Origin of the sequence: Limnoglobus roseus, assembly GCF_008254045.1 — a bacterium.
GTDB classification, from domain to species: Bacteria; Planctomycetota; Planctomycetia; order Gemmatales; family Gemmataceae; genus Limnoglobus; species Limnoglobus roseus.
In genome coordinates this window covers 3,113,439-3,137,052 of record NZ_CP042425.1, presented here as the reverse complement: position 1 = coordinate 3,137,052, position 23,614 = coordinate 3,113,439, and the positions used below count along the sequence as shown (strand labels likewise).

Annotated in this window: 18 protein-coding genes; 11 read left to right on the top strand and 7 right to left on the bottom strand. The window is 65.6% G+C overall.

Annotation, left to right across the window (positions count from 1 at the left end):
• Window positions 1–10 precede the first annotated feature (10 nt).
• On the bottom strand, window positions 11–1,039 hold the full coding sequence (locus PX52LOC_RS13180) for a hypothetical protein (RefSeq protein WP_149110531.1): 1,029 nt from the start codon (window positions 1,037–1,039) through the stop codon (window positions 11–13).
• 212 nt (window positions 1,040–1,251) lie between these two features.
• On the opposite strand from PX52LOC_RS13180, the gene PX52LOC_RS13175 reads away from it, so the two are divergent.
• Genes PX52LOC_RS13175 through PX52LOC_RS13165 form a run of 3 tightly spaced genes read left to right on the top strand, consistent with a single transcriptional unit; the run spans window position 1,252 to window position 2,749 of the window.
• Window positions 1,252–1,641 carry an acyl-CoA thioesterase gene (locus PX52LOC_RS13175; RefSeq protein WP_149110530.1) on the top strand — a complete coding sequence of 130 codons (390 nt, stop codon included), beginning with the start codon at window positions 1,252–1,254 and terminating at the stop codon, window positions 1,639–1,641.
• Between the two features lie 20 nt (window positions 1,642–1,661).
• The gene (locus PX52LOC_RS13170) at window positions 1,662–2,219 is read left to right on the top strand and encodes a MotA/TolQ/ExbB proton channel family protein (protein ID WP_149110529.1); all 558 of its coding nucleotides are present in this window, start codon (window positions 1,662–1,664) and stop codon (window positions 2,217–2,219) included.
• Complete coding sequence (locus tag PX52LOC_RS13165) at window positions 2,216–2,749, top strand: hypothetical protein (protein WP_149110528.1); 534 nt, start codon at window positions 2,216–2,218, stop codon at window positions 2,747–2,749. Before PX52LOC_RS13170 ends, PX52LOC_RS13165 begins: the two co-directional genes overlap by 4 nt.
• Before the next feature lies 1 nt (window position 2,750).
• Here PX52LOC_RS13165 and PX52LOC_RS13160 read toward each other — a convergent pair whose 3' ends face one another.
• The 3 genes from PX52LOC_RS13160 to PX52LOC_RS13150 all read right to left on the bottom strand — a co-directional run bounded on the left by PX52LOC_RS13160 (window position 2,751) and on the right by PX52LOC_RS13150 (window position 7,954).
• Complete coding sequence (locus tag PX52LOC_RS13160; RefSeq protein ID WP_149110527.1) at window positions 2,751–4,145, bottom strand: hypothetical protein; 1,395 nt, start codon at window positions 4,143–4,145, stop codon at window positions 2,751–2,753.
• A 71-nt stretch (window positions 4,146–4,216) separates the two neighbouring features.
• The gene (locus tag PX52LOC_RS13155; protein ID WP_149110526.1) at window positions 4,217–4,834 is read right to left on the bottom strand and encodes a Uma2 family endonuclease; all 618 of its coding nucleotides are present in this window, start codon (window positions 4,832–4,834) and stop codon (window positions 4,217–4,219) included.
• 27 nt (window positions 4,835–4,861) lie between these two features.
• Window positions 4,862–7,954 carry a YCF48-related protein gene (locus tag PX52LOC_RS13150; RefSeq protein WP_149110525.1) on the bottom strand — a complete coding sequence of 1,031 codons (3,093 nt, stop codon included), beginning with the start codon at window positions 7,952–7,954 and terminating at the stop codon, window positions 4,862–4,864.
• Between the two features lie 306 nt (window positions 7,955–8,260).
• On the opposite strand from PX52LOC_RS13150, the gene PX52LOC_RS13145 reads away from it, so the two are divergent.
• From PX52LOC_RS13145 to PX52LOC_RS13135, 3 genes are all read left to right on the top strand, one after another.
• Complete coding sequence (locus tag PX52LOC_RS13145; RefSeq protein WP_149110524.1) at window positions 8,261–10,816, top strand: serine/threonine-protein kinase; 2,556 nt, start codon at window positions 8,261–8,263, stop codon at window positions 10,814–10,816.
• A gap of 104 nt (window positions 10,817–10,920) precedes the next feature.
• A complete protein-coding gene (locus tag PX52LOC_RS13140; RefSeq protein ID WP_149110523.1) occupies window positions 10,921–11,949 on the top strand; it encodes a class I SAM-dependent methyltransferase in 1,029 nt (342 codons plus the stop codon).
• Between the two features lie 144 nt (window positions 11,950–12,093).
• The gene (locus PX52LOC_RS13135; protein ID WP_246173717.1) at window positions 12,094–12,603 is read left to right on the top strand and encodes a cupin domain-containing protein; all 510 of its coding nucleotides are present in this window, start codon (window positions 12,094–12,096) and stop codon (window positions 12,601–12,603) included.
• On the opposite strand, the gene PX52LOC_RS13130 is transcribed toward PX52LOC_RS13135, so the two are convergent.
• Together PX52LOC_RS13130 and PX52LOC_RS13125 are read right to left on the bottom strand one after the other, a co-directional pair.
• Entirely contained in the window at window positions 12,600–12,995 is a 396-nt protein-coding gene (locus PX52LOC_RS13130; protein ID WP_168218973.1) for a type II toxin-antitoxin system VapC family toxin, read from the bottom strand. The two genes, PX52LOC_RS13135 and PX52LOC_RS13130, sit on opposite strands and share 4 nt — an antisense overlap.
• A gap of 35 nt (window positions 12,996–13,030) precedes the next feature.
• Complete coding sequence (locus PX52LOC_RS13125; protein WP_149110521.1) at window positions 13,031–13,288, bottom strand: hypothetical protein; 258 nt, start codon at window positions 13,286–13,288, stop codon at window positions 13,031–13,033.
• A 192-nt stretch (window positions 13,289–13,480) separates the two neighbouring features.
• Between PX52LOC_RS13125 and PX52LOC_RS13120 the strand changes: the two genes are divergently transcribed.
• From PX52LOC_RS13120 to PX52LOC_RS13100, 5 genes are all read left to right on the top strand, one after another.
• Window positions 13,481–14,320: a glycosyltransferase family 2 protein gene (locus PX52LOC_RS13120; protein ID WP_149110520.1), complete on the top strand. Its 840-nt coding sequence runs from the start codon at window positions 13,481–13,483 to the stop codon at window positions 14,318–14,320.
• A 3-nt stretch (window positions 14,321–14,323) separates the two neighbouring features.
• The gene (locus PX52LOC_RS13115) at window positions 14,324–15,337 is read left to right on the top strand and encodes a TIGR02996 domain-containing protein (RefSeq protein WP_149110519.1); all 1,014 of its coding nucleotides are present in this window, start codon (window positions 14,324–14,326) and stop codon (window positions 15,335–15,337) included.
• 136 nt (window positions 15,338–15,473) lie between these two features.
• Window positions 15,474–16,967 (top strand): porin, encoded by a 1,494-nt coding sequence (locus PX52LOC_RS13110; RefSeq protein WP_149110518.1) that lies wholly within the window; start codon window positions 15,474–15,476, stop codon window positions 16,965–16,967.
• An 84-nt stretch (window positions 16,968–17,051) separates the two neighbouring features.
• A complete protein-coding gene (gene smc / locus PX52LOC_RS13105) occupies window positions 17,052–20,567 on the top strand; it encodes a chromosome segregation protein SMC (RefSeq protein ID WP_149110517.1) in 3,516 nt (1,171 codons plus the stop codon).
• Between the two features lie 198 nt (window positions 20,568–20,765).
• Complete coding sequence (locus PX52LOC_RS13100) at window positions 20,766–22,337, top strand: ArnT family glycosyltransferase (RefSeq protein ID WP_149110516.1); 1,572 nt, start codon at window positions 20,766–20,768, stop codon at window positions 22,335–22,337.
• Window positions 22,338–22,372: 35 nt separating this feature from the next.
• Here the strand turns inward: PX52LOC_RS13100 and PX52LOC_RS13095 are convergent, their stop codons facing one another.
• The gene (locus PX52LOC_RS13095; protein WP_149110515.1) at window positions 22,373–23,449 is read right to left on the bottom strand and encodes a type II secretion system F family protein; all 1,077 of its coding nucleotides are present in this window, start codon (window positions 23,447–23,449) and stop codon (window positions 22,373–22,375) included.
• Window positions 23,450–23,614 lie beyond the last annotated feature (165 nt).

Here is a 23,614-nt window from a genome sequence, read left to right as displayed (position 1 = left end):
GAAGTGTCGGTCACTCGCCCCGCGAGTGGCCGTTCGGCGGCACCCAGCCGCGCAGCAAGTCCCGGCCGAGCCGGCGGCTGAACGCTTCCGCCCCCGGGCCGAGCAGGTGGTAGCCGTCCATGTAGGCGGCATCGTCCGCGATCCATTCCGACGCATCACACACGGGAACGCCGAACTCGTCCGAGAGGCGGGTCAGGTAGTCTCGAACCTCTCGCTTCGCGTCGGCCGAGTAGAGGGTGCGGAACGTCGGCGACTCGGGCATCAAGTACAGGGCCGCCTTGAGGCCGTGCGTGCGGCACGCAGTCAGCAAATCCCGGTGGGCGGACTCCGCGTTCGGGTCGAGGTGAAATTCCCCGAGCGGTTCCGCAAACCACGTCATCGCCAGCGCCTGCCGGCGTTCCTGTTCTTCCTTCGACCAGACCGGCGGGTAGTACGGACTCCACCCGTTCGGCCGCATGTCCGACCAGAGGAAGTTCTGTTGTCTTTCGGCCGGTGAAAGGCTTTCCAACCCCTGGTGGGCGAGGACGTTCATCCGGTACGTCCACCACGGCGACGCCTGAATCTGCCACCACTGTCGTCTCGCGGCGGCTTCGTCGTAGAGGTACGGGGAGACGGTGGCCAAGTCCGACAGGCTCAGCCGCGACATCGGAATTTGTTCTTCTCGTTTCGTGCGCCGCGCCAGACCCGACGCCCAGACTTCGATCAGCACGAAGTCCGGCCGCACCGGGGCGTTCAGAATTCGCTGGAGGTTCAACCGCTCGCCGATCGGGTGGCAGCCGCTTTGCGAGAGGTTGAAGATGAGGGGTGCGCCGGGGCCGTACCCGTCGGCCGCGTGGTCGGGGCTGAAACCCATCTGCGGCCGTGAGCTTCCGAGGACCGCCACGACCGAATGCGCCTGGGTGCGGCGGTTCGCCCGCAGTGCGGCCGCGAGCTTCTGATAGCGGTGGTAGAACTCCGGGTCGCGCCACTGGGGGCGGACCGAATCGACGGCCACGATCATCGCGGCGTGCAACGCCAAGGCCGCCAGAAGGCCGGACACGACCGCGGCCCGAGCCTTCCCTCGTCGGCGGGCACGCGGCACCCGGCGGCCCGGCAAGGCCGGGGGCATTCGAATCAGATTACGCAGCAGCACGGCGAGCCACATGTCCAACCTTATCGACCGCCGCCGGGCGAAAGGCTCAAACAATTCTCTCACCCATCCCGCGGCCGGCAGGGGTTGGGCCTCGCGACTTTCTTGATACGTTAATTCCCATGCTCACCGGCGAAACAATCATTCGCGTGCGGTACGCCGAGACCGACCGCATGGGGTTGCTCCACCACGCGAACTACCTCGTCTACTTCGAGCAGGCCCGCACGGACCTGCTCCGCCAACTCGGCGGCAACTACAAGGAACTCGAAGACCAGGGCTTCTACCTCGTGGTCGCGAAGGTCGAGATCAAGTACCGCAGCCCCGCGTACTACGACGACGAGTTGCGGATCGTCACGTCGGTGACGCGGACGACGCCGGTGCGGCTCGAACACAAGTACGAAGTCTTCCGACCCGACGGCACGCTCGTTGCCGAAGGGGCTTCCACCTTGGCCTGCGTGGACGGCGACGGCCGGCTGCAAGCGATGCCGGAGTGGCTGGTGACGACGAAGTAACTCGGAACCCGGAGACGCCCGTGCGACGACTTTGGATTCACCACGTCCTGCCGACGCTGTTCGCCGTCGTCCCGGCCCTCGCGGGCATCTTGGTCTTCGTGGCGGTCCCGGCCGACGCCCGCCGCGACTACCTGATGCGCCTGGAAACGTCGCACATCGACTGGCTCATCCTCGGCATCGGCCTCGTCATTTTCCTGGCCCAGACGTACCTGGCGTGGCAGGCAATGAAGTGGGCCGAGACGGACTTCAACACCGGCCCCGACAAGTGGCTCAGCCATCTCTCGCAGGCGGCCGAGTGGTTCCCGCTGTTGGGCCTCATCGGCACCGTCGCGGCCATTCTACAGACGTTCAGCAGCATCACGCCGACCAGCACGCCGACGCCGCAGGACATCATCCGCAAGTACGCCCCGGCCATCACCGCGACCGGCAGCGGGTTGTTCATGGCGCTGTTGAACATCCTGCCGACGTGGGTGGTGGCGATGGGCCGCGACCTGATTCGCAGCCTCGGCGGCTACCCCGACCCGACGCCGCTCGTGCCGCTAACCCCGGCCGAGACCGAGCCGGGGGGCCAACCGTGATTCAGAAGCCCAGGCGGTCGGTCACGCGGTTCTTCATCCCATTGATCGACGTGCTGATCCTGCTGTTCTGTATCTTCCTGCTGATGCCGTTCGTGAGCAAACCCGACGACGGCAAGGGGCCGCCCGACGCCGTGCCGGCCGTCCGCGACCCGTCGATGCCGGACGACGTGGAGAAACTGCAACAAGAGCTGGCCATCGCGAAGCGGCGGATCGAGGAACTGAAGAAACAGCGGGCCAACCTCGGCGACCACCTCAGCGTGCGGACGGTCGAGATCGCCAAGGACAGTGGCAAACTCTTCTACTTCGACGCCGACGGCGGCGGGCGATTGGAACTGAAAGATCAGGCCGACGCCCAACGGCTCATCAACCAGCAGCGGGCACGGGCCGGCGCGAAGGAGGCGTTTTTCCTGATCCTCTACCCGCGGGAGTTGAGTGGCTTCCCGCTGAAGGAGCAGGTCGAGACGTACCGCCGTTGGTTCCACGACGTGCCCCACGGCTTCGACAACCCGTGGAACCCGGCCGGGCCGTGACTCACGGCTCCTGACCCTTCGGTTCCGGCAGCGTGGCGGCCCGCCGGTACTCCGGCGACCACAGCCGCACGCCCACGTCTTCGCCCGGCTTCGGGTTCGAGTAGGTGAGGTTGCCACCGTCGTCCTTGCGATCATCGCCGACGGCATAGATGACGATGCCGTCCGGCCGCACGCGGTACTTCAACGGCTCGCCGGTGTAGGGGTCGGCCGGCACCGCCGCGAGGATCGCCTTCGGAATCTCCGCAAGGTCCGTCGGCCACCGGCCGTTCGCCTGGCGGAAGCGTTCGCACGCGATGCCGACGGCCAGGCAGCGGAGGCGGGCCTTGATCCGCAGTGCGGCGAGCACGACCTTCTCGGCGGCCGGCAGGAGCAACTTGACAAACGGTCCCAGGTCTTCGTTCGCGAGAACGCCCTGCATCTTCTCGACCCACTCGTGCGACGGGCCGCGGGCGATTTCGAGGTATTGCGTTTCCAACCGCAGCGCCTGTAATTGGTCCACCAAAATACGACCGCGGAATGCCAACCGGCCCAACGCGGCGAGCGATGCCGGACCTCCCATGCCGGAATTCTGAAGTCCGTCGGGATCGACCTGGAGGTACTCGAAGGTGGCGTCGATCCACGCCCGTTCGCCGCGGAACCCGATCGCCAGAACCGGCTCGTCGGCCTCTCGCAGCAGTTCGGTCTGAAACTCCGCGAGCCCGGCCTTCGGCTCCGTGTAAGCCAGTGTTCGCTCTGCCGCTTGCACGGCCACCGAGGCCATCGCGATACGGACCAGCATCGAGATGAGCGTCGGTTCGTTGTTGACGCAGCGAGTCAGGTTCAGTGTGGCCCGGCAGCTGGCCACGGCCCCGTCTGCGTCCTTGTCGGCTGCGAGGACGACCGCGTTCAAGTTCAAGAGGGCAGCCGGGGTTCGTGCGTTTTGGACGTGGTTGAGGTCCATCATCAACGGGTTCGCGACGGGCGGTGGAAACATGCCGCCGCCCGTGAGCGTGCCGAGTTTCAGCGACCGCTCGATCACGTCCCGGCACACGGTCCGCGTCTTGCGGGCGTCCGCGAGCTTGGCCGGCGGCGGCAGGTGGTTGAACTCCTTCTCCGGCAGCCACGGCGTCGGCTGTTCGGCCCGCGTCAGGAACTCGTCGAACTCCTTCGGCGTGTCGGCCTTGATCTTCACCGCGAGCTTCGTGATGTTCTGATCGTCCGGCGGGAACGCCTTCTCGCGGGCCGCTTGAATCTGATCCAACCGCCAGCCCGGGTCTTCGGCGTCGAGGTGTACTCGCGCTTCTTCCAGGCGGGCACGGGCACTCGACGCCCGCCACCAATCCTGGACGACGTAGATGGTCAGCGTGACGACCACTGCAGCCGATGTGCGGAGCAACCACTTCTTCCACGGGCGCATTGGTGATCTCGCGGCGGGACGGGGGCCAGCTCTCAGTATAGTCGTCGACCGGACCGCGGGATTTCAACATGTCACGGCAGCAAGTCGGCCACCCGAATGGTCGCGGTCGGGGCGGCAAGCGGCGAGACGCTGTCTGCCGGCGTCAGGGCGAGTTGCGTTCGATAATGCATCCCGCCGTCCGGTAGCGGCGACGGGTCGCGAAAGACGAGAAGGACGCGATGCTGAATGTCGATGACCCAATAGTCGGCGATCCCGGCGGTGGCGTAGAGTTCGGCCTTCGTCGTGGTGTCGAGGGCCAAAGAACTATCCGCGACTTCGACGACGAGGGCTGCCGTAGTGGGGTGCGTCGGGAAATCCCGCGGGCTGCCGACAACGACCGCGAAATCGGGAATCGGGTCGGTGTCACGCTTGACGAAGATCGGCAACTGCACGCGGACGTAAAAGCCTTCGGCGAACACCTTGGATAAAACCGCGTTGACGAGCCCCACCCCCATCGCGTGCGTTGGGTTCATCGGTCCTTGCTCCACCAGTTCGCCGTGAATCAAGATGACCCGACTGCCTTCGCCGAAGACGCCTTGTTCGTTCGCGTCGTGGAACTGCTGCACCGTCCACCGGTACGGCCGCGGCCATTGCACGGGCGGCGGAGTCGTCGCAGCGGGGGCGGGGGCCAAGAGCGTTGCGGTCGTCATGCGTGTTCCTCCTTCAACACGATACCATCACTTCGTCCGGAACTCCAGCAACCCCATGCCCTCCGGCCGTGGCGTCGCGTCAGCGGGGCCGCTCCAAGAGAGGACGCCGCGGCCGGGCACAATCCGCGTAAGGTTTGCGGCCCACACGGTCTGGTGCCGCGGGCGGTTGCCGGTGAGTTCGCTCAGGGGGATCGCGACTTCGGCCGTCCAACCGGTAGCCGTCGGGTTCACGGCGACGAACCACTGCGGGTTCCAACTCGCGTCGCCCCAGCAGTCGTCGGCCGTGCAGCCGCGGTGGTCGATGCGGAGGCGGTAGTACGTCGCGTAATCGCGGTCGAGGTCCAGCAGCAACTCGACGCGGTCGTGCGGCGTCACGTCGTCGTCGTGCTTGCGGGCTTCAGCTAGCGGCACCTGCTCGCCCTGCGGGTGGCGGCACGTCACGCCGAGGTAGAGGTACTCGTCGTCGAAAGCCATTCGCGCTGTCGTGCCGTGGGTGGCGGCCAGTTCCTTCGTGCCTTCGGCGAGCGGAAGTTCGGTCGTGCCCTTCCACACGCCGTCGTCGAGTTTGCCGTCGAGGATCGGCCGTTCGGCGATCTTCTGACACGCGGCCATCGGCTTCGGGCAGGTCGGCATGAGGTTGCGGTTCATCAGGTACAGTTCGGCGGCGGTCGCGTCGAACCACGGGTTCGCCCCCGGCGTGACCGGCCGCCCGACGACGGCCCGGTAGTACGCGGCCATCGTCTTCTCGGCGTCGGCCGTCAGGCCCATCTGCAAGCGGGCCGCGTTGAACGCCAGTTGTTGGGCCGGCTCCCGCGACAGCAGCGGATTAACGGCGAACAGCTTCCCTTCCAGGTTCGGCCCGGTGCTGAACCAGTCCCGCCGGGCTTCCGACGTGCGGAACTTCGCCCGTTCCGCAGCCGCCCCGTCGGTGTGGCCGGCCTGCTGGATGTCGCCCTTCATCTCGTAGAACTCGGTCGGGCGAAGGCTCGCCATCTGGCCGAGTTCGATCCGCCGCAACGTCTCGGTGCTGGCGTGGTAGTTCGCCAACCAGCGGTACGCCGGCAGGGTGGCGGGCATCGTGGGGTAGTGGTTGACGGCGTTGTGAGCGAGTTCGCGAGTGAGGGTGTCGTCGTGGTAAGATCGCATGAGTTGGGCGGTGACTTCGGCGGCATCAGCCCCCGGAATGCCGGCGAGGTCTTGTTCCAGGGTCCGCCAGAGTTGGGCGGGGCCGCCGTGATCGTGCGGCGCCATGAACTTCATGGCCATGGCCGTGCGGGCCTTGTTGGCCGCTTCTCGCTCGCCGAGATACGTGGGCGTGAACGACCAAATCTGTTTCGGGTCGACCCGGCGAGCCATGCCGCCTTGAGCCAAGGCACAGCCGTCCATCAGTTGAATGGGAGGCTTCTCTTTGAGGACGGAATCGTTCGGCAGTTGGAGTCGGTCCAGTCGGTGAGAGACGATGCGGAAGCTCGGTTCGCAATTGGCCCGAATCATTTGCACAGATTGGGAGGCCATCGCCTCTGCCGTGTCCGCAATTTCGAACCGGAACGCCTTCGGGTCAATTTTGATGTAACCCTCTGCTCCCACGGCGGTGCCACATAGCTTCTTCACCGCGTGCGGCTTCAGCCCCAGTGTCGTAATTTGTTCTGGGAAGGCGGTCGGTTCGGCGGCCCGCTTGAACGCTTCCTGGGCCGTTGCGAGGATCAGTTGTTCCGCGGGCGGGGCGTTCGGCATCACGCTGTCGGTGACGATCACTTCGGGCCGCCACATGCGGATAGCGAGGGTCATCTGCCGGACGAGTTGCTCGGCTGCCTTGCCGTCGTGGAGGCGGTCCCAGTAGGTGCGGAGGCCGTCGGCCGGTAGGCCGTCGCAGTGGCCCGGCAGCGGGAAGGCCCACAGCGTTTCGGCCGACGCCCCACCCGCGAGGCGAATCGCCGTCGAGAGTCGGAACGGGTCGGCCGCCCGCTTCGGGTCGGCGGTCGCGGCGTCGGCACTCGTGAACGCCACCGTCGCCGTCAGATAGCCTTCGGCCGCCCCAACCACCGGGAACATCGTCAGCGGCACACTCTTCGGCGAGGCGTGAGCCGTCAGCACGGCCGCTTGCAGTTTGCCGCGAACGTGGTTCCACTTCTGGCCGCCGTTGGTCGTCTTCAAGATCGTGCCGAGTTCGCCGACGGCCCAGCCGGTCGTGGCGTTCAGCATCTGGATCGAATGCAGCGGAACGTGCGAATCGGTCGACTGCACGCTCCAAGTGGTACCGTTATCCGGACTGTGCAGGACGACGGACCCCGGCCGACCGGCGAGCCATACCTTGTCGCCGACGACACTGATCGTGTCGAAGTCGCAGACGGCACGGGCTTCCGCCGGCAGCGGCAGTTCGGGATTGGGGATCCACGGGCCGGTCGGGTAGTCGCGGTTGATGAACAACAAGCCGCCGTCGCCGACCACGAACGTGGCCTTGCCGTTCGATTTCACGGCCCGATAGGAGCGGCCGTCCGGCAAACTGATGCCGGCGTTCACGAGTTCCCCGTTGCTGATCGTGACGGCCTTATTCCTCCCCGCACCGACGAGCATGGGCAACTTCCCGATTTTCGTGTCCGTGCAATCGGCGGCCAGCCACGAACCGCTCAGCGGCCCGACGACCGGCAGCCAGCTCTTGCCGCCGTCGGTCGTCGTGAACGCCCCGCCGGGGTACGCCCCACAACTGTCGCCGGCGACGAGGCCGTTCTTCTCGTCGAAGAACCGCACCACGTTCAGCCCCGGCAGCAGGCCGTTGGAGATTTCGCTCCAGGTGATGCCGCCGTCGGTGGTGGCGAGCAAAACGCCGCTGCTGCCGAGGTCGCCGGGCAATTCGGTTCGCCCGGAGACGAAGCCACTGTAAGGCGTGAGGAAGTGAATGCCGGTCAGCGTGGCTCGCGTGCCGGACTTCTGACGCTCCCAGGCTTGCCCGCCGTCGATGCTGTGCCAGATGACGCCGTCGTCGCCGGCCGCCCAACCCTCGCGGTCGTCCACGAACTGCACCGCCCGCAGAGCCGCATCGTCAAACGACGGCGGCGGGGCGGATTGAGCCAGAAGTGTGAAGGCGAGTAAAAGTGTGAGCGTCAGGGGGATACGGAACATCTTGGCGGTTCCTCCGCGAACGAAGTTCGGGTACTCTGGAGGAACGGCGATAGCGACGCCGGCGGAGAAAAGCTAGTCCAGGTTGGTGATGGGAAAGTTGGCAGTGCGAAACGGTCGATCGGCACCACGGCGTGCCGTTCTCTCGTCCGCAACGAGTATACGAACGGAACAAACACTGACAGAATTCAGATAGATTGCGCCTAACTTGAGTGCTAAACAGAATATAGGCGGTCTGGGCTGAATCGGGCCGCCGTTGGGTTGTCGAGTCGTTGGTTCCCCTTGAACATTGACAATTGAGAACGCCCCATGACGGAAGAAACCACCACCTTCGACCACTCCCGGCCGCCCATCCTCCAGACGCAAATTCAGTCGGCGGACAAGTCGGCGGGCCAATCGACCGCCCCCCCCGTAAGCACGACGATTCGGTCCGGACGGATCGGCAAGTACGAGATCGTTGACGAACTCGGCGAGGGCGGCATGGGCCGCGTGTACAAGGCGTTCGACCCGGAGTTGAAGCGGTACGTTGCGGTCAAGGTGCTGAAGGCCGGCACGGGGATCGACGACATTAACCGCTTTCGGGGCGAGGCCGAGTTGGTGGCGTGCCTGGAACACACGAACATCGTTAAAGTCCACGACATCGGGATGGACAACCAGTCCCAGCCGTACATCGTGTTGGAGTACATCGACGGTGGCAGCCTCGGCGACCAACTCCGCAAGCAACTCCCCAAGCCCCGCGAAGCGGCCCAGATGATCGAGACGCTGGCGCGGGCCGTCCACGAGGCCCACCTGAAGGGCATCGTCCACCGCGACCTGAAGCCGGCGAACGTCCTCGTCACGCGGGCCGGTACGCTCAAGGTCAGCGACTTCGGCCTGGGTAAGCGGATCGAGGACGCATCCGGCCGGACCCGAACCGGCGACGTGTTCGGCACGCCGGGGTACATGGCCCCGGAACAGGCCAGCGGCGACGTGAAGGCGACCAGCGCCGGCACAGACGTGTACGCCCTCGGGACCATCCTTTACGAGATGCTCACCGGCCGCCCGCCGTTCGCCGGGGCGAAGGTGTGGGACATTCTCGCGCAGGTGCAGTACGCCGACCCGACCGCGCCGAGCGTTCTCGTCCCCCGCCTGCCGCGGGACCTCAGCACGATCTGCCTGAAGTGCCTGGAGAAGTCGCCGAAGGCCCGGTACCAGACCGCCCTGGAGTTGGCGGACGACCTGCGGCGGTGGCTGAACAGCGAGCCGATCGTCGCCCGGCCGACGCCGTGGTGGGAGCGACTCTGGCGGCGGGTCCGCCGGCGGCCGAAGGAGACGGCGATCGTGCTGGCGATCCTGGTCGCCCTCGGCACCACGGCGGGGTTCGTGGTGATTTGGCGCGCGAACGAGAGCGAGGCGCGGCTGGCCCTCTTGGAGAAAGAGCGAGACGAGAAGCGTCAGAAGGAACTGTTCGAGCGGAACGCGGAATCGCTCGCGGCGATCAATCAAATCCGCGACCTCGCGTTGAACGGCGAGTTGGACGAGAAGGCCCAGGAGGCGATGCGGAAGGCGCTGGCCGGGTACTACACCGTGTTGGTCGACCGGAGCCGCCGGGACGGCACGTCCCCGCTCACGCTGGCGCAGGACACCGCGACCCTCGGCAAACTCATCGCCCAGACGGGGAACAAGCAAGAGGCGATCAAGGCCTACACCGAGGCCGAGAAGTTGTACCGGGGGGCGGCCGAACGGGAGGCCGTGGCGCAGGTTCAACTCGCCGAGGTCGTCTCCAAATCCGGGCGGTTGGTCCGCGAACTCGGCCGGTACGACGAGGCCGACCAAAAGCTGAAGGACGCCCGCTCGATCTTTGAGACGCTCCGCACGGCGACCCCGAACGACCTGGCGGTCCTGAGCGGGCTGGCGGAAACCCACCACCAACTCGGCGAACTCCGGGCCGCCACCAACGAGCACAAGGCCGCGCTCGACGAGTACAAGCAATCGATCGCCCTCCGGCAGCGGATTCACGACGCCGAGCCGGCGCGGGCGGAATATTCTCAGGACTTGGCCCGCGGGTACGGCTACCGCGGAGATTCCCAGATGGCCCTCGGCTTGTGGCGCGAGGCGGACCACGATTTCTGGCAGTCGCACAAGATCCGCGAGCGCGTCGAGGAGGAGTTGGCGAAGAAGAGTGCCGACCCGGCGCACAACGACGAGCTACAGAAGGCCCGCTTTCAGTTGGCCCGGAGTTGGGGGAATTTGGCCGGGTATCAGACCCGGAACCGGGCCTACGACACGGCCCTCTATTTCTGGGACAAGGCCCGCCTCCTCCGGGAAGACCTGTTGAAAGTTCGGGGGAGCGTGACCGAGTACCGCAGCGACTTGGCCGGCACGTACAGTCAACTCGGCGAACTCTACGTCTTGACCAAGGCCCCGGCTCAGGCGGCCACGCTCTTGGAGCAAGCCCGGAAGGAGTACGAAGGCTTGTACCAGCGGAACCCCGGCGACGTGGCACTCTCGGAGGAGTTGGGGAACTGCTACCTCCTCTCGGCCCGCCTCCAAATCATGGAACGTAAGCCCGAGCAGGCGGTCGCGTATGCGGAGAAAGCCTGGAAGCACTTCGCCCCCGCGACCCGTCGCGACCACCCGTCGGGAGCGGAGTGCTATGCGGTCGCCGCCGTCTACGGGATTCGGGCACAAGGCCCCGGCGGCACCCCGACGGACCGGGACAAGGCAATCGAGTGGCTCGGCAACGCCGTCAAGGCCGAGTACCGGGAGAGGCACCCCGAGGACATCCGGCAAGACTACGCCTTCCAGAGCATGAGCGAGGATCGGGAATTCCAGCGCGCCTCGAACGACTTGGGCCGCCTGTTTTCCAATAACTCGTCCCGTTAAGTCACGGCCCTCTCTCGCACCCATTGAACCGGCCGCGGCGCAAAAGACGCCGCGCCGCGGTTCGGCCTTTGACTACACTGACTCTTCCACCTATCAGGAGCGTCATGCGCTTTCTCACGGAACTGTACCCCGCCGTCGCCGCCCGCGTGAAGCCGCCGGTCTGCATCCCGATGGGCGCGCCGAAGTCGGTCGCGTTCCTCGTCCAAGCAATGAACCTGCCGGACACCACCTGCTATCAGATGGACCTCTTCCCGGCCGCCCGCCTGCGCGACGACCTGACCGAGATGAACGCGACGGCCGAGGTCGTCACGGCCCCGGACCTGTGGGACTTGCCGCAGAAATTCAACACCGTGCTGCTGCCGGCCGGGTCGCACACCGACCGCGAACTGAAACTCGACCTGATCGAACAAGGGGCGCACGTTCTGAACCCCGGCGGCACGTTCATCACGTTGTCGGAGTACGAGAAGGACACCGAGTTCGCAAAACTGCACAAGAAGATGTTCGGCAAGTGCGGGCAGACGCCGTCGAGCGAAGCGGGCATGGCGTTCTTCAGCACGAAGGGCGACGAGCCGCGCGAACGGCGGCGGCACGAGATCAACTTCCACGCGAAGGTCAGCGGCGGCCCGTCGATGGACTTCCTCACGCGGCCGGGCGTGTTCAGCTACGGCCGCATGGACAGCGGCACGCGGGCACTGCTGGAAATCGCCGAAGTGAAGGACGGCGATAGCCTCCTCGACCTCGGCAGCGGGTGCGGCGTCGTCGGCTGCCTGATGTCCACGAAAGCGAAGCTCGGCAAACTCACGTTCATCGACAGCCACCTGCGGGCGAACGCCGTCTGTGAAATCAACGCGAAGGCCAACGGCGTGACGAACTACGAGATCGTCACGAGCGAGACGATGGCCGGCCTGCCGATGAACGGCTTCGACGTGATCCTCGCGAACCCGCCGTACTACGGCGACTCGATGGTGGCCCGCCTGTTCGTGGGCAGTTCCCGCGACCTGCTGAAGCCGGGCGGAAAGTTCTACATCGTCACGAAGATGCCGACGGCCGTCGTGCCGATCATCTTCGAGAGCTTCGGGGAGTGCGACGTGATCGAGAACCGCGGCTACTCGATCGTGGTGGCCACGGTGTAGAGGTGAAATTGGCCCCAGATGAACACGGATCAGACGAGAGCCCCTATCGATTTATTGTAAAGCCGGACCCGGCCGAGCTGTACTGAAGTATGGCTCGCGGTTTTATCCGTGTTCATCCGTGGCTCAATTTTGGGAATGTCCATAATGTCCATGACGGCCGACGATGTGATCCGCATTTTGAAGCTCCAACCGCACCCGGTCGAAGGCGGGTTCTTCCGCGAGATTTACCGCAGTCGCACGACGCTGCCGGCGGGCGTCCTGCCGCAGTACGCCGGGCCGCGGTCGCTGGCGACGACAATCTACTACCTACTCAAGCCGGGGCACGTGTCGGAAATGCACGCCCTACCGGGCGACGAAATCTTCCACTTCTACCTCGGCTCGCCGGTGCAGATGCTGCAACTCTGGCCGCACGGGAAGTCGCACGTGGTCACGCTCGGCAATGACCTGACCGCCGGACAGGTGCCGCAGTTGGTCGTGCCGGCCGGCGTGTGGCAGGGCACCCGATTGCTGGCCGACGACGGCTTCGCGCTGCTCGGCGCGACGATGGCCCCCGGCTTCGACTACACGGACTACAAGGGGGCCGGCCGGGCGGTTCTCACCGAGGATTGGCCGGCGCAAGCGGAACTGATCGCAAAGCTGACGCCGAAGGGTTAGCGCGTGTTGGGATCGATCCAGTCGCGGTCGAGGAATGTGGGCGAGAGGCGGTCGAAGTCGCGATCGGTGGTCAAGAGGCGAGCCCCCGTGGCTTTGGTGGCCGCGGCAATCCACAGGTCGTTCTTGCCGAGTGACTGACCCTGGCGTTCGAGGGTGGAATCCATCACGGCATAGTATTCGAGTACACGCGGATCGTTGACATCCACTATTTCGAAGTAACCGAGAGCGAACTCCATTTGAGAGCGCTTGGTTCCTTCCCAGGCCCACTGATACGCCAGAGAACGCAATTCCCCGACCGTGACTACGCAAATCCCCGGCTTGGGCTCAATGAGCAGGAGTTGATACTCTTCCCGCATTCGCGTCCAAACCGGACTGTCTCGCACGAAATGCACGAGGATGTGGTATCGGGCAGATAAAGCGTGCTCACTTACGACAACCGCTCCAACATTTCGAGGATTTCCTCGTCCGTCTCGTCGCCGGGCCACGTGCCGCACACGACATCCTCCAACGTTTTACCTTCCGGGAGTGGTCGCGGCGGCCGACTCTTAGCAAGAATCCGCTCGCGGTCGGCCAGGATTTGCTCCGGCGTCCGGGAGTTCATTCGCTGGATCGCGAGCGTCAGCGGATCAGCTCCAGCCGGTTCGACGACGGGAGGGGTCACTTCGGGTTCGTTCACAGTTTCCATCGTTCACCTCCTGTCGCCATCTTACCGACCGCCGACCGACGGGGTCAATCGCCGGCTTCGGGTTGCCACGGCCGTTGCACTTTGCATAAACTCCCTCAATCGCACCGGGCCGATTCGCACACAGGAGGTGGGCTGCTGATGTCTTCGACGACCGCAAACGGATTCGCCCTGAAAAACATCGGGGATTCTCGCATGCCCCCGAACGTGGACCTGCAAGCCGTTGCCGACCATCTCGCGGCCGCTCCGCACAACGACCGCATCGCCTTCCTCGAAAAACTCCTCGGCGCGTCCGCGTGCCGGCAGGTCGGCCTCTACCCGTTCCCGCCCGGTTGGAAGCTGTCCGTCGTCATCCCCGTGTACAACGAGGAGCGGTGGCTCGAAGGCCTCGTGAAACGGGTGCAGGCCGTGCCGATGCCGAAGGAACTGATCCTCGTCAACGACAAGAGCACCGACGGCACGCCGGCCATCCTCGACAAACTCGTGCGCGACTACGACAACGTCCGCGTGTTCCACCAACCAGTGAACCAGGGCAAGGGGGCTGCCCTCCGCGAAGGCTTCAAGCACTGCACCGGCGACTGTATCATCGTGCAGGACGCCGACTGGGAGTACGACCCGGCCGAGTACCCGAAGCTCATTCAGCCGATCCTCGACGGCCAGGCCGACGTGGTCTTCGGCAGCCGGTTCATCGGCGAGAAGCACCGCGTCCTGTACTTCTGGCACTCGCTGGCCAACAAGGGCCTGACGATGCTGTCGAACATCTTCACCGACCTGAACCTAACCGACATGGAGACGTGCTACAAGGTCTTCAAGCGGGAGGTGATCCAGAACATGCCGTTGAAGTCCGACCGCTTCGGCTTCGAGCCGGAGGTGACGGCGAAGGTCGCCCGGAAGGTGAAAGGGCAGTTCAAGTGGCGGGTGTACGAGGTGCCGATCAGCTACAGCGGCCGGACTTACGCCGAGGGGAAGAAGATCGGCCTGAAGGACGCCTTCAACGCCCTGTGGTGCATCGTCCGCTTCAAACTGCGGGATTGAGCGATGGCTCTGGAACTGCTGCCCGGTGAGTCGGACATGCTCGCGGCCGTCGTGGACAATCTCGCCGACGACGTGGTGAAGTTGGTGTACGCCGACTGGCTGGAAGACCGCGACGACAAGCGGGCCGGCTTCCTGCGAGACTACGTGGCCGCCGCGAAAGAAATGTGGCTGATCTCATTCCCGCGGGCGAAGCGGACGCTGTCCGAGGAGTGGCTGGAACTGATCGGCTTCCGCCTCGTCGAGCAGGTGGCGATCGCCCACGCCCAGCAACCGCCCGATAAAGCCATCAAACTCAAGAAGAAACTGCTGCCGCTCGCGCGTCCGGCCCTGCGGATGCGAGAGGACTTCATCGGCCGTGCGCTACCGGTCGGGGCGAGCAAGATCGGTGGACTCCCTGATCTGCCGACTGACTTCGTGTGGCCACCGGGCGGCGACTGTCAAGCCATCTACAACGACGACACCGGCGGTACCGATCGCCTCGCCGGGTTTCTCTGTCAGCTCAACTTCGCGGACATCGCCGACTCGCAGGTAGCTCGCGTGCTTAAGCTGACGGCCGCCGGCGTGTTGTCGTTTTTCTGCTTCCAGGACATCGAGAATGACAACCCCGACGCCGTCGGCGCTCTGGCCGTGTTCTTCCCGGACCCATCAAAGTTGGTGCGAACCGAGCCACCAACAGCGTTGACCGAGGGGAATCACACGATCGAAGAATTACGGCTGACCTTCGTTGAAACGCTCGATCTGCCCGACACGAGCGGCCCATGGCAGGAGGTGTGGGACGCTATTCCGGAGGAGGCCCGCGATCCGCTCGTGGACCACCTCCGGAGGCTGAACTTCAACAACTTATTCGGCTACGCACGGGGCACGAGTGGAGGTGATCCGACGCCGTCGAAACAGTCGCGGCACCTGATCCTACTGACCAACCAGGCCGGGTGCCGGCTGCACATTCAGATTCCCGCGAAGGCGCTGGCCGCCCGCGACTTCGGAAAGATTACCCTGAACTGGGTCGATTTCGACTGAGCGGTCGCGCCCGTCGGGGTGGGTGTGGGTGGGACTCCTCGTTCAACTCGCTCAGGTGCCGTTCGAAACGGGGCTTGTGTCGATTGTGAAGAAACGATAAAGACGCCCCCGATGGTAACGACCTCGGGGGTAAGTCGTGGCTCAATTTCGAGGGTGGGGGTGGGCGCAGATCGCGGCCATCTTTGCGAACTTCGGCCTCCTACTTTCGGCGAACGCCCAGTCTCCGGATTCCACGCCGGTCGTTCTGAACGCACCCGTACTGTTGACCCCGGAAGCCCCCGCGGCGAGGCCGAGTGATAAGCCGCCGGAGAAAGCGACCGGCGTTCCCGCACCGACGTCGCCTATTCCGGATGACGGCCTGCTGCCCGCTTCGTCCGTCCTGTACGATTCGTTCCACCCGGACGGCAAGGCAGCGGATTCCTTGTTCGATTCCTTCCACCAGCCCGGCGAAGGTGGCAAGCACTGGTACGAGAAACTGTCCATCCGCGGGTATAGCCAGTTCCGGTACGGCCGGGCGATCAGCCGCGCCCCGGACTCCGCACCGCCCAGCCTGTTGGGCGACCGCTCGATCGGCGACCGTACGGGCACCTTCTCCATCCGGCGAGCGCGGCTCATCCTCTCGGCCGACGTCAGCGAGCGGGTACTCGTGTACTTCCAGTCGGACTTCGCCAACGGCCCGGACGACCGGTCGTCGAACACGTACTTCGCCCAGATCCGCGACCTGTACGCCGACATTTCGCTCGACGACGACAAGGTTAACCGCCTCCGCGTCGGCCAGTCGAAGATCCCGTGGGGGTTCGAAGAAATGCAGTCCAGCGGCAACCGCGTGCCGCTCGACCGCAGCGACGCCATCGACTCCGGCGACAGTCCCAACCAGCGGGACCTGGGCGTCTTCTACTACTGGACGCCGGTGGAAAAGCAGAAGTTGCTCAAGGACCTGGTCGATGGCGGGTTGAAGGGGACGGGCAACTACGGCATCTTCGCGTTCGGCGTGTACGACGGCGAAGGCGGGTCGCAACTCGACCAGAACCGCAGCTTGCACGCGGTCGCCCGGGTGACATGGCCGTTTTTGCTGGCCAGCGGGCAGGCCGTCGAGGTGAGTTTGCAGGGGTTCGCCGGACGGTACGTCGCGCGGGGAACGCCGATCCACCCGTTGGGCGTGGGCGACGCCGTCACGCCGGCCGGCGTCGGCCCGCCGGGCATCCGCGAGGAGCGGTTGGCCGCGTCGTTCGTCTGGTACCCGCAGCCGATCGGGTTCCAGGCGGAATGGAACGTCGGCGAGGGGCCGGGGCTGAACGACGCCCAGACGGCGGTCGAGCGGCGGTCGCTCTCGGGCGGATACGTCATGGCGATGTACAAGTACGACACGGCCCGGACCGGCATCTTCATCCCCTTCACCCGGTACCAACACTACCGGGGCGGGTACCGGTCCATCGCGAATTCGCCGTACGGGACGCACGACGAGTACGACCTCGGGGTGGAGTGGCAGATTCGAAAGGAGTTGGAACTGGTCGTCGAGTACGGCTTCGTCAACGGCGTCAGTCTGGACCCCGTCGCGGATGCCGGCGAGCGGTCGTACCGCAACTTCCACGGCGACGTCCTCCGGTGCCAAATGCAGGTGAACTACTGACGGCCGAACATCGGTCTCACTTTCCGCGCACGCCTGTTGCAGAACCCCTATGATTTCTGGTAGTCTCGCCGGTCGGGGTGGCACATGCTGAAGCGGTTGGAACTCATCGGCTTCAAGTCGTTCGCGGACAAGACGCGGTTCGACTTCGCGCCGGGCGTCACCGCCGTCGTCGGGCCGAACGGCAGCGGCAAGTCGAACATCGTCGACGCGGTGAAGTGGATTCTCGGCGAGCAATCGGCCAAGTCGCTCCGCGGCGGCGAAATGTCGGACGTCATCTTCAACGGCTCGTCCACCCGCAAGAGCCTCGGCATGGCCGAGGTGACGATGACCTTCGACAACGCCAAGCGGCAACTCAACTTCGACGGCGACGAGGTTCAACTCACCCGCCGCGTCTACCGCGACGGGCAGGGCGAGTACCTCGTCAACGGCACGCTCGCCCGCCTGAAGGACATCAAAGAAATGTTCCTCGGCAGCGGGGCCGGCCAGGGGGCGTACAGCATCATCGAGCAGGGCCGCGTGGACGCGCTCCTCGTCGCAAGTACGAAGGACCGCCGGCACATCTTCGAGGAGGCCGCCGGCATCAGTCGCTTCCGCGTTCGCAAGATGGACACGCTCCGTAAGCTCGAAGACGTGAACGCGAAGCTCGATCGCGTCCGCGACATCCTGCAGGAACTCGAAAAGAACCTGCAAAAGCTCACCGCGCAGGCCGCGAAGGCGCAGAAGTACCAGGAGCACCACGCCCGCCTTCGCGACCTGCGGATCGGCGTCGGCCTGCACGAGTACCGGGAACTGGCCGAGACGCTGACGTACCAGGAAGGCGTGCTGGCCAACCTGCGGGCGGCCGTGTCCGACGCAACGGCCCAGACCGACGCCGGCGAGACGACCGTCGGCAAGCTCGAATGGGACCTCGGCCGGGCGGACGAATCGCTGCGGGTGCAGGAGAAGCGATTGGGCGAGGCGCGGCAACAAATCGCCGAGTTCGAAGCGGCGGTGAAGTCGGGCCGCGAGCAGTTCGCGAACGCGGAGGGCGAAAGCCTTCGCCTCGGCAAGCAGCGGGCCGAACTGACGATCCGCCTGCGGCGGTTGGAGGCGGAACTCGCGAAGGCGACGGCCGAAGCCACGGACTCGGCCGCGACGGTGGAGGCGGAACAAGACCGCGCCGATGCCGCCGCCTCGGCACTGAACGTCGTGACGGCGACCATCACCGAACTCACACGGCAAGCGCAGGCCGACCGCGAGCAGCAGTTCGCCGTCGTCGGCCGGGCGGCCCAGTTTCATTCGTCGGCCCAGATGAACCAGTCGCAGGTCGAACGCCTCCAGCGCGAACTGACCCGCATGAAGGCCAAAGCCGATCGCGAGACCGCCGAGGCGAACGCCATCGGCCAGGCGCTCGACGACCTCTCGCGGTCGGACGCCGACGTGCAACAGCGCCTTGCCGCCGCCCGCCTCGGCCTCGCGGAGTTGCACGACCGGCAGGCCGGCTTCCGAAGGCAGGCCGACGCGATTCAGCCGGAACTCGACTCGCTCCGCGAACTCCGCAGCGCCCTCCGCGGCCGGGCCGACGTACTGGAGAACCTCGAACGCAGCCTCGAAGGCATCGGGGCCGGCGTGCGGTCGGTGCTGGAAAAGCTGCCCCAACCCGCGGTCCTCGGGCTCGTCGCCGACCTGCTCACCGTGCCGCGGGACGTGGCCCCGCTCATCGACATCGCCCTCGGCGAGGCGGCTCAGCGGTTCGTCGTCCGCGGCGAGGCGGTGGACGAGGTGCTTCAGCAATTCGCGAACCTGCCCGGCCGCGTCGGCTTCATTCCGCTACAACTGGCCGGCGGTGCCTCCGAGCCTTCCGCGGCCGATCTCGTCGCCTGCGACTTCGCGGACTTGCCCCGGCAACTCCTCGGCAACGTCCTGATCGTGGACGACCTCGCCACCGCCCGGCAACTTCGCCCGTTGCACCCTCAGCACCGCTTCGTCACCCGACACGGCGAACTGCTGGAGCCGGACGGCACGATCACCGTCGGCCCGCCGCGGACGGACGCCGGCATTGTGTCGCGGAAGAGCGAACTGCGAGAACTGCGAGAACAGATCGCCAACCAAGAGGCCCGCCTCCTCACGCTCGAAACGGAGCAGTCGAAGCTCCGGCACCAGGCCGACGCGCTCGACGCGCCCATCAGCGGCCGGGACGCCGAGATTCAGACGCTCGCCGGGGAAGCCGGGACGCTGCGCGACCGCATCACCGACCAACGACAGCGGCGGGAACGCTTGACGGAGCAGGCCGAACTCGCACTGAGCGAGGCGGCGGTGTCCGCGAAGGATCTTCAGAGGGCCGAGACGGCGTGGCAGGACGCGAAGCAATTCGCCGAGGAGGCGGACGCAGAGTCGGCGAAGCTGCGAACACGGCTCGCGCAGGCCGACGAACAGGTTCGCGCGGCCGAGGCCAACCGCGAGACGCGACAGGCCGAGAACACGGCCGCCCAGGTGGCACTCACGCGGGTGAAGCAGCAACTCGCCGCCCTGCGATCCCGTTGCGCGGAACTGGAGTCGGAGACGCGGCAGCGGAAGATCGACGCGATCAACCTGAGTTCGACCGAGCGCACGCTGCAATCCCGCCTCCTCGACAGCCAGCTTGCAATGCTCCGGGCGACGGCTGCGGCGGCCCAGGCTTACACCGACAAAGAGACGCGGCAGCAGGCCGTAGCCGAGTGGTCCGCGAAGCGCGAGAGCCTGCGGGCTGAGCGCGACCGCGTGCAGGAGGAATTGCGGGCCGTCCGCGACGCCTGGAAGCAGCGGCAGGACCAGGCCCACGCGCACGAACTCACCGTCCGCGACCTCGTCAACCGCCGCGACGGCATCACCGGTCGCCTCCGCGAAGACTATCAGATCGAGTTGACCGAACTCGCGAAGCAGGATTCGCCGGACCTCGAACGGCCGTTCGACGAGATGCAGGACGAGATCGACGACCTGAAGCGCAAACTGACGAAACTCGGCAGCGTGAACCTGGAAGCCCTCGAACAACTCGCCGCCGAGGAAGCCCGCGAGAAGAAGTACCGCGAAGAGTACGAGGACGTGACCGCGACCGAAACGGCCCTGTTGGCGATCATCGAGCAGATCAACACCGACAGCCGCCGGTTGTTCGCCGAGACGCTGAAGGCGGTGACGGCCCACTTCCAGGAACTGTTCCGCAAGCTGTTCGGCGGCGGTATGGCCGACATCGTTCTCGAAGACCCGGCCGACATCCTCGAAACCGGCATCGAGATTCAGGCCCGCCCGCCGGGCAAGGAACTCCGCAGCATCTCGCTCATGTCCGGCGGCGAGAAAACGCTGACGGCCATCGCCCTCCTGCTGGCGATCTTCCGCAGCCGGCCGAGTCCGTTCTGCCTGTTGGACGAAGTCGACGCGGCCCTCGACGAGGCAAACACGGGGCGGTTGGCGGACATCATCAACGAGTTCCGCGAGAAGTCGCAGTTCATCATCGTCACGCACAAGAAGCGGACGATGACGATGGCCGACGTCCTCCACGGCGTGACGATGCAGGAAAGCGGCGTGAGCAAGCAGGTCGCCACCCGCATCGACGACTGGCCCGACGAGCCGCAGGCTGCGGCATAGTTAAAGGCGATTCACCACAGAGGGCACAGAGAACACAGAGGAGAACCGAACACTGTTCAGAAGACCAAACCCAACCTTCTGCTTTTCCTCTGTGTTCTCTGTGCCCTCTGTGGTGAAATCGGTATTCGACTTTTCACTTCGCGTTGACGACCTTCCTCCCGTTGGCGTACCCTCCTCCCGATTCCCCGGAGGAGACGCATGACGACGGCCGACGCACCCCGATCCCTGCCCGCGTGGCTGTCGTACCTGTGGCGGACGGTCCTGTTCCCCGGCACGGCCGTCGTCGATTCCCGCGTCAAACTCGCGTCGCTGCTCTTGATCCTGGTCTTGCCTGCGGTGCTGCTGTACCCTGTGCGGTCGTTCCACTTGCTGGAACCGGACGAGGGGCGGTACGCCCAAATTCCGAAGGAGATGCTCGATCGCGGCGAGTGGGTGGTGCCGACGCTGCAAGGCGAGCCGTACCTCGACAAGCCGCCGTTGATGTACTGGCTGGTGAAGATCAGCTACACCCTCTTTGGCGTCAGCGAAGCGTCGGCCCGGCTGGTGCCGGCATTGTGCGTGCACCTCACGATTCTGGCCGTGTACTTCATCGGTCGCCGGTCGCTCGGCGAACGCTCCGCGTTCTGGGCGGCCTTGCTTCTTACAGTCGCCCCTGGATACCTTGCCGTCGCGCGGCTACTGCTGCTCGACGGCTTGCTGACGCTGTGCGTGACGCTCTCGGTTCTCTGCGGCTTCGAGGCCGTCCGAACGGGGCGGCTGAAGCGCGGCTGGTGGATTGCCTCGGCGGTCGCGTCCGGTCTCGGCTTCCTGACGAAAGGACCGATCGCGGAAATCCTGCTCTTCCCGCCGCTCGTCGCCTTTGGCTTCCTCTCGGCGTCGCGGCTCGTCGTCGGTTGGAAGAACCTCGCGCTCTTCGCCGGCATCGTCCTCAGCGTGAACGTGCCTTGGTACGTCGCCATTTACCTTCGCGAGCCGGTGTTCCTGAAGTACTTCTTCTGGGAACACAACGTGATGCGGTTCGTGCAGCCGTTCGACCACCTACAACCCGTCTGGTACTACGCCCCGATTCTGCTCGGCGGCCTGTTGCCGGGAACGGTGCTGTTCGTCGCTTACGGTCGCAACCTGCTGTTCGGCAACGGCGAGAACCGTTCCGCGGCCGGCGGCTTCTGGCTGCTCGCGGGGTTGTGGTGCGTGGCGTTCTTCAGCGTATCGGGGTCGAAGCTGCCGACGTACATCCTGCCGGCGTTCCCGTTCCTCTGCCTCGCGCTAGGCGAATACGTGACCCGGTCGAAGTGGGACACGCGCCTCGCGACGAAGGGGCTGGTGACGGTCTTCGCGCTGCTCCTGTTCGCGGCCAACAGCTTTGTGATCCCGGAGTACGCGAAGGCCCGCTCGCCGTTCGGGCGGCCGGACTTGGTGGCGAAGTTCGTGGCCGATCCTGTGACGCCGGTGGTGACGTACCCGCGGGGGTGCGACTCGGTCGCGTTCTACGCCCAGCGATCCGATTTCGACGCGGTGCGGAGCAAGGACGTGAACCAACTGATGGTGGAGATGCACCACCGGCCGCGGACGGTGATCCTGTTCACGCACCGGCACTCGTTCGACGCCTTCCGCGAGGCGATGCCGGAATCGCTGCGGGTGGAAGAGTCGCTGAGCCTCGACCGGCCGACGCGAACGCTGTGGGAGAAACTCGTCGGCGGCACGCCGTGGGGACTCGCGGATGTGGCCGTGATCGTGCCGAGCGGCGTGGTGCGGGGGCAGCACCCGTAGCTTGCGACCTGTGGGGGCGCACGCACACGGAGAGGTTATCCGCCGCGGAGCCACTTGTTGTGGTCATCTGCCGCGTCGAGCCCTTGTTGAATCTGGCCCATGTACGCGGTATTGAAGACCCGGAAGATGCACACGATTACGAGGATGCCGATGACGGCGTACACCAGCCCGGACACGATGCGGGCGAGCACCTTCATGCCGCGGATACTCTCCTCGCGATAAATCTCCGCTTCCTTCAGCATCACTTCGGCCAGGCGGCCGCTCTCTTCGCCGATGGCCACGGCCTGCACGAAGGCGTCCGGGAACAGTGTCGGGCCGAGTTTCGACAGCGTCTCGACGATCTCCTTCCCCTTGCGGGCTAGCTTCGCGGCCCGGTCGCCTTCGGCCTGGTACGCCTTGTTCGCCGTCGCTCGGAGGCTACTTTTCAGCACCCGGTCGGCCTTCAACCCGGCCTCGATGGTCATGTGGGCGGCCATCGAGAAGCGGTGCAGCGCGAACGCCCGCACCACCGGCGCGAGGCCGGGAATCTTGAGCCCGTAGGCTTCGGCGGCGGCCTTCGCGTTCGGGTTCCGCGACACGATGAACAGCGTGCCCAGGACGAAGATCGTGAACCCGGTCGCGTAGAAGAGGAACAGGAACGCGCCGCCGGCCCCCACCAAGCCCAGGCCGAGGGCGTCGATCGGCTTGCCGTTCACGCCGGACATACTGCCGAGAACGAGGATCAACAGGGTGAGCACCCCGATCGCGCCGACGTACATCATCGCCGGGTAGACGAGCGCGGAGATGAACTTCCGCTGCGCATCTCGCACGGCTTCGTAGTGTTGCTCCAGTTCCTGGAAGATCACCGGCAGTCGGCCGGCCTGTTCGCCGACGGCAATCAGTTCCACGAACAGCACCGGGAACCGCCACGCTTCCGGCTTCAGCGCGTCGGAGATCGAATCCCCGTCATCGAGGCGGTCGGCCATCCGCTCGGCAACGGGGCGGAAGACGGCCGGGCCGGATTTCGCCTGCTGGCGGAAGACGCGGACCGGCGACAGGCCCACGTCCAGGCCGTGGCGCAACGCCCGACACCAGAGGATCAGGGCGGGCAACGGGCACGGCGAACGGAACATGCGGAAACCTCAGGGGCACGCCTTCAGCCTACCGCCCGTGGCGACTTTTCGCCACCAGCCTCCTCTGGAACCCGGAGCGGTAGTGACGGGGTTGGAACCGCTGCCACCCCGTCGCTACCGCTCCGGGTTCCAAATCGGCCGGCGTACCTATCATGACAGGGTTCG

Bases quoted from the DNA above. Each gene is read 5' to 3' on its own strand.
- PX52LOC_RS13175 (WP_149110530.1), top strand. From the start codon at position 1,252: ATGCTCACCGGCGAAACAATCATTCGCGTGCGGTACGCCGAGACCGAC.
- PX52LOC_RS13160 (WP_149110527.1), bottom strand. From the start codon at position 4,145: ATGCGCCCGTGGAAGAAGTGGTTGCTCCGCACATCGGCTGCAGTGGTC.
- PX52LOC_RS13155 (WP_149110526.1), bottom strand. From the start codon at position 4,834: ATGACGACCGCAACGCTCTTGGCCCCCGCCCCCGCTGCGACGACTCCG.
- PX52LOC_RS13150 (WP_149110525.1), bottom strand. From the start codon at position 7,954: ATGTTCCGTATCCCCCTGACGCTCACACTTTTACTCGCCTTCACACTT.
- PX52LOC_RS13145 (WP_149110524.1), top strand. From the start codon at position 8,261: ATGACGGAAGAAACCACCACCTTCGACCACTCCCGGCCGCCCATCCTC.
- PX52LOC_RS13140 (WP_149110523.1), top strand. From the start codon at position 10,921: ATGCGCTTTCTCACGGAACTGTACCCCGCCGTCGCCGCCCGCGTGAAG.
- PX52LOC_RS13135 (WP_246173717.1), top strand. From the start codon at position 12,094: ATGTCCATGACGGCCGACGATGTGATCCGCATTTTGAAGCTCCAACCG.
- PX52LOC_RS13125 (WP_149110521.1), bottom strand. From the start codon at position 13,288: ATGGAAACTGTGAACGAACCCGAAGTGACCCCTCCCGTCGTCGAACCG.
- PX52LOC_RS13120 (WP_149110520.1), top strand. From the start codon at position 13,481: ATGCCCCCGAACGTGGACCTGCAAGCCGTTGCCGACCATCTCGCGGCC.
- PX52LOC_RS13115 (WP_149110519.1), top strand. From the start codon at position 14,324: ATGGCTCTGGAACTGCTGCCCGGTGAGTCGGACATGCTCGCGGCCGTC.
- smc (WP_149110517.1), top strand. From the start codon at position 17,052: ATGCTGAAGCGGTTGGAACTCATCGGCTTCAAGTCGTTCGCGGACAAG.
- PX52LOC_RS13100 (WP_149110516.1), top strand. From the start codon at position 20,766: ATGACGACGGCCGACGCACCCCGATCCCTGCCCGCGTGGCTGTCGTAC.
- PX52LOC_RS13095 (WP_149110515.1), bottom strand. From the start codon at position 23,449: ATGTTCCGTTCGCCGTGCCCGTTGCCCGCCCTGATCCTCTGGTGTCGG.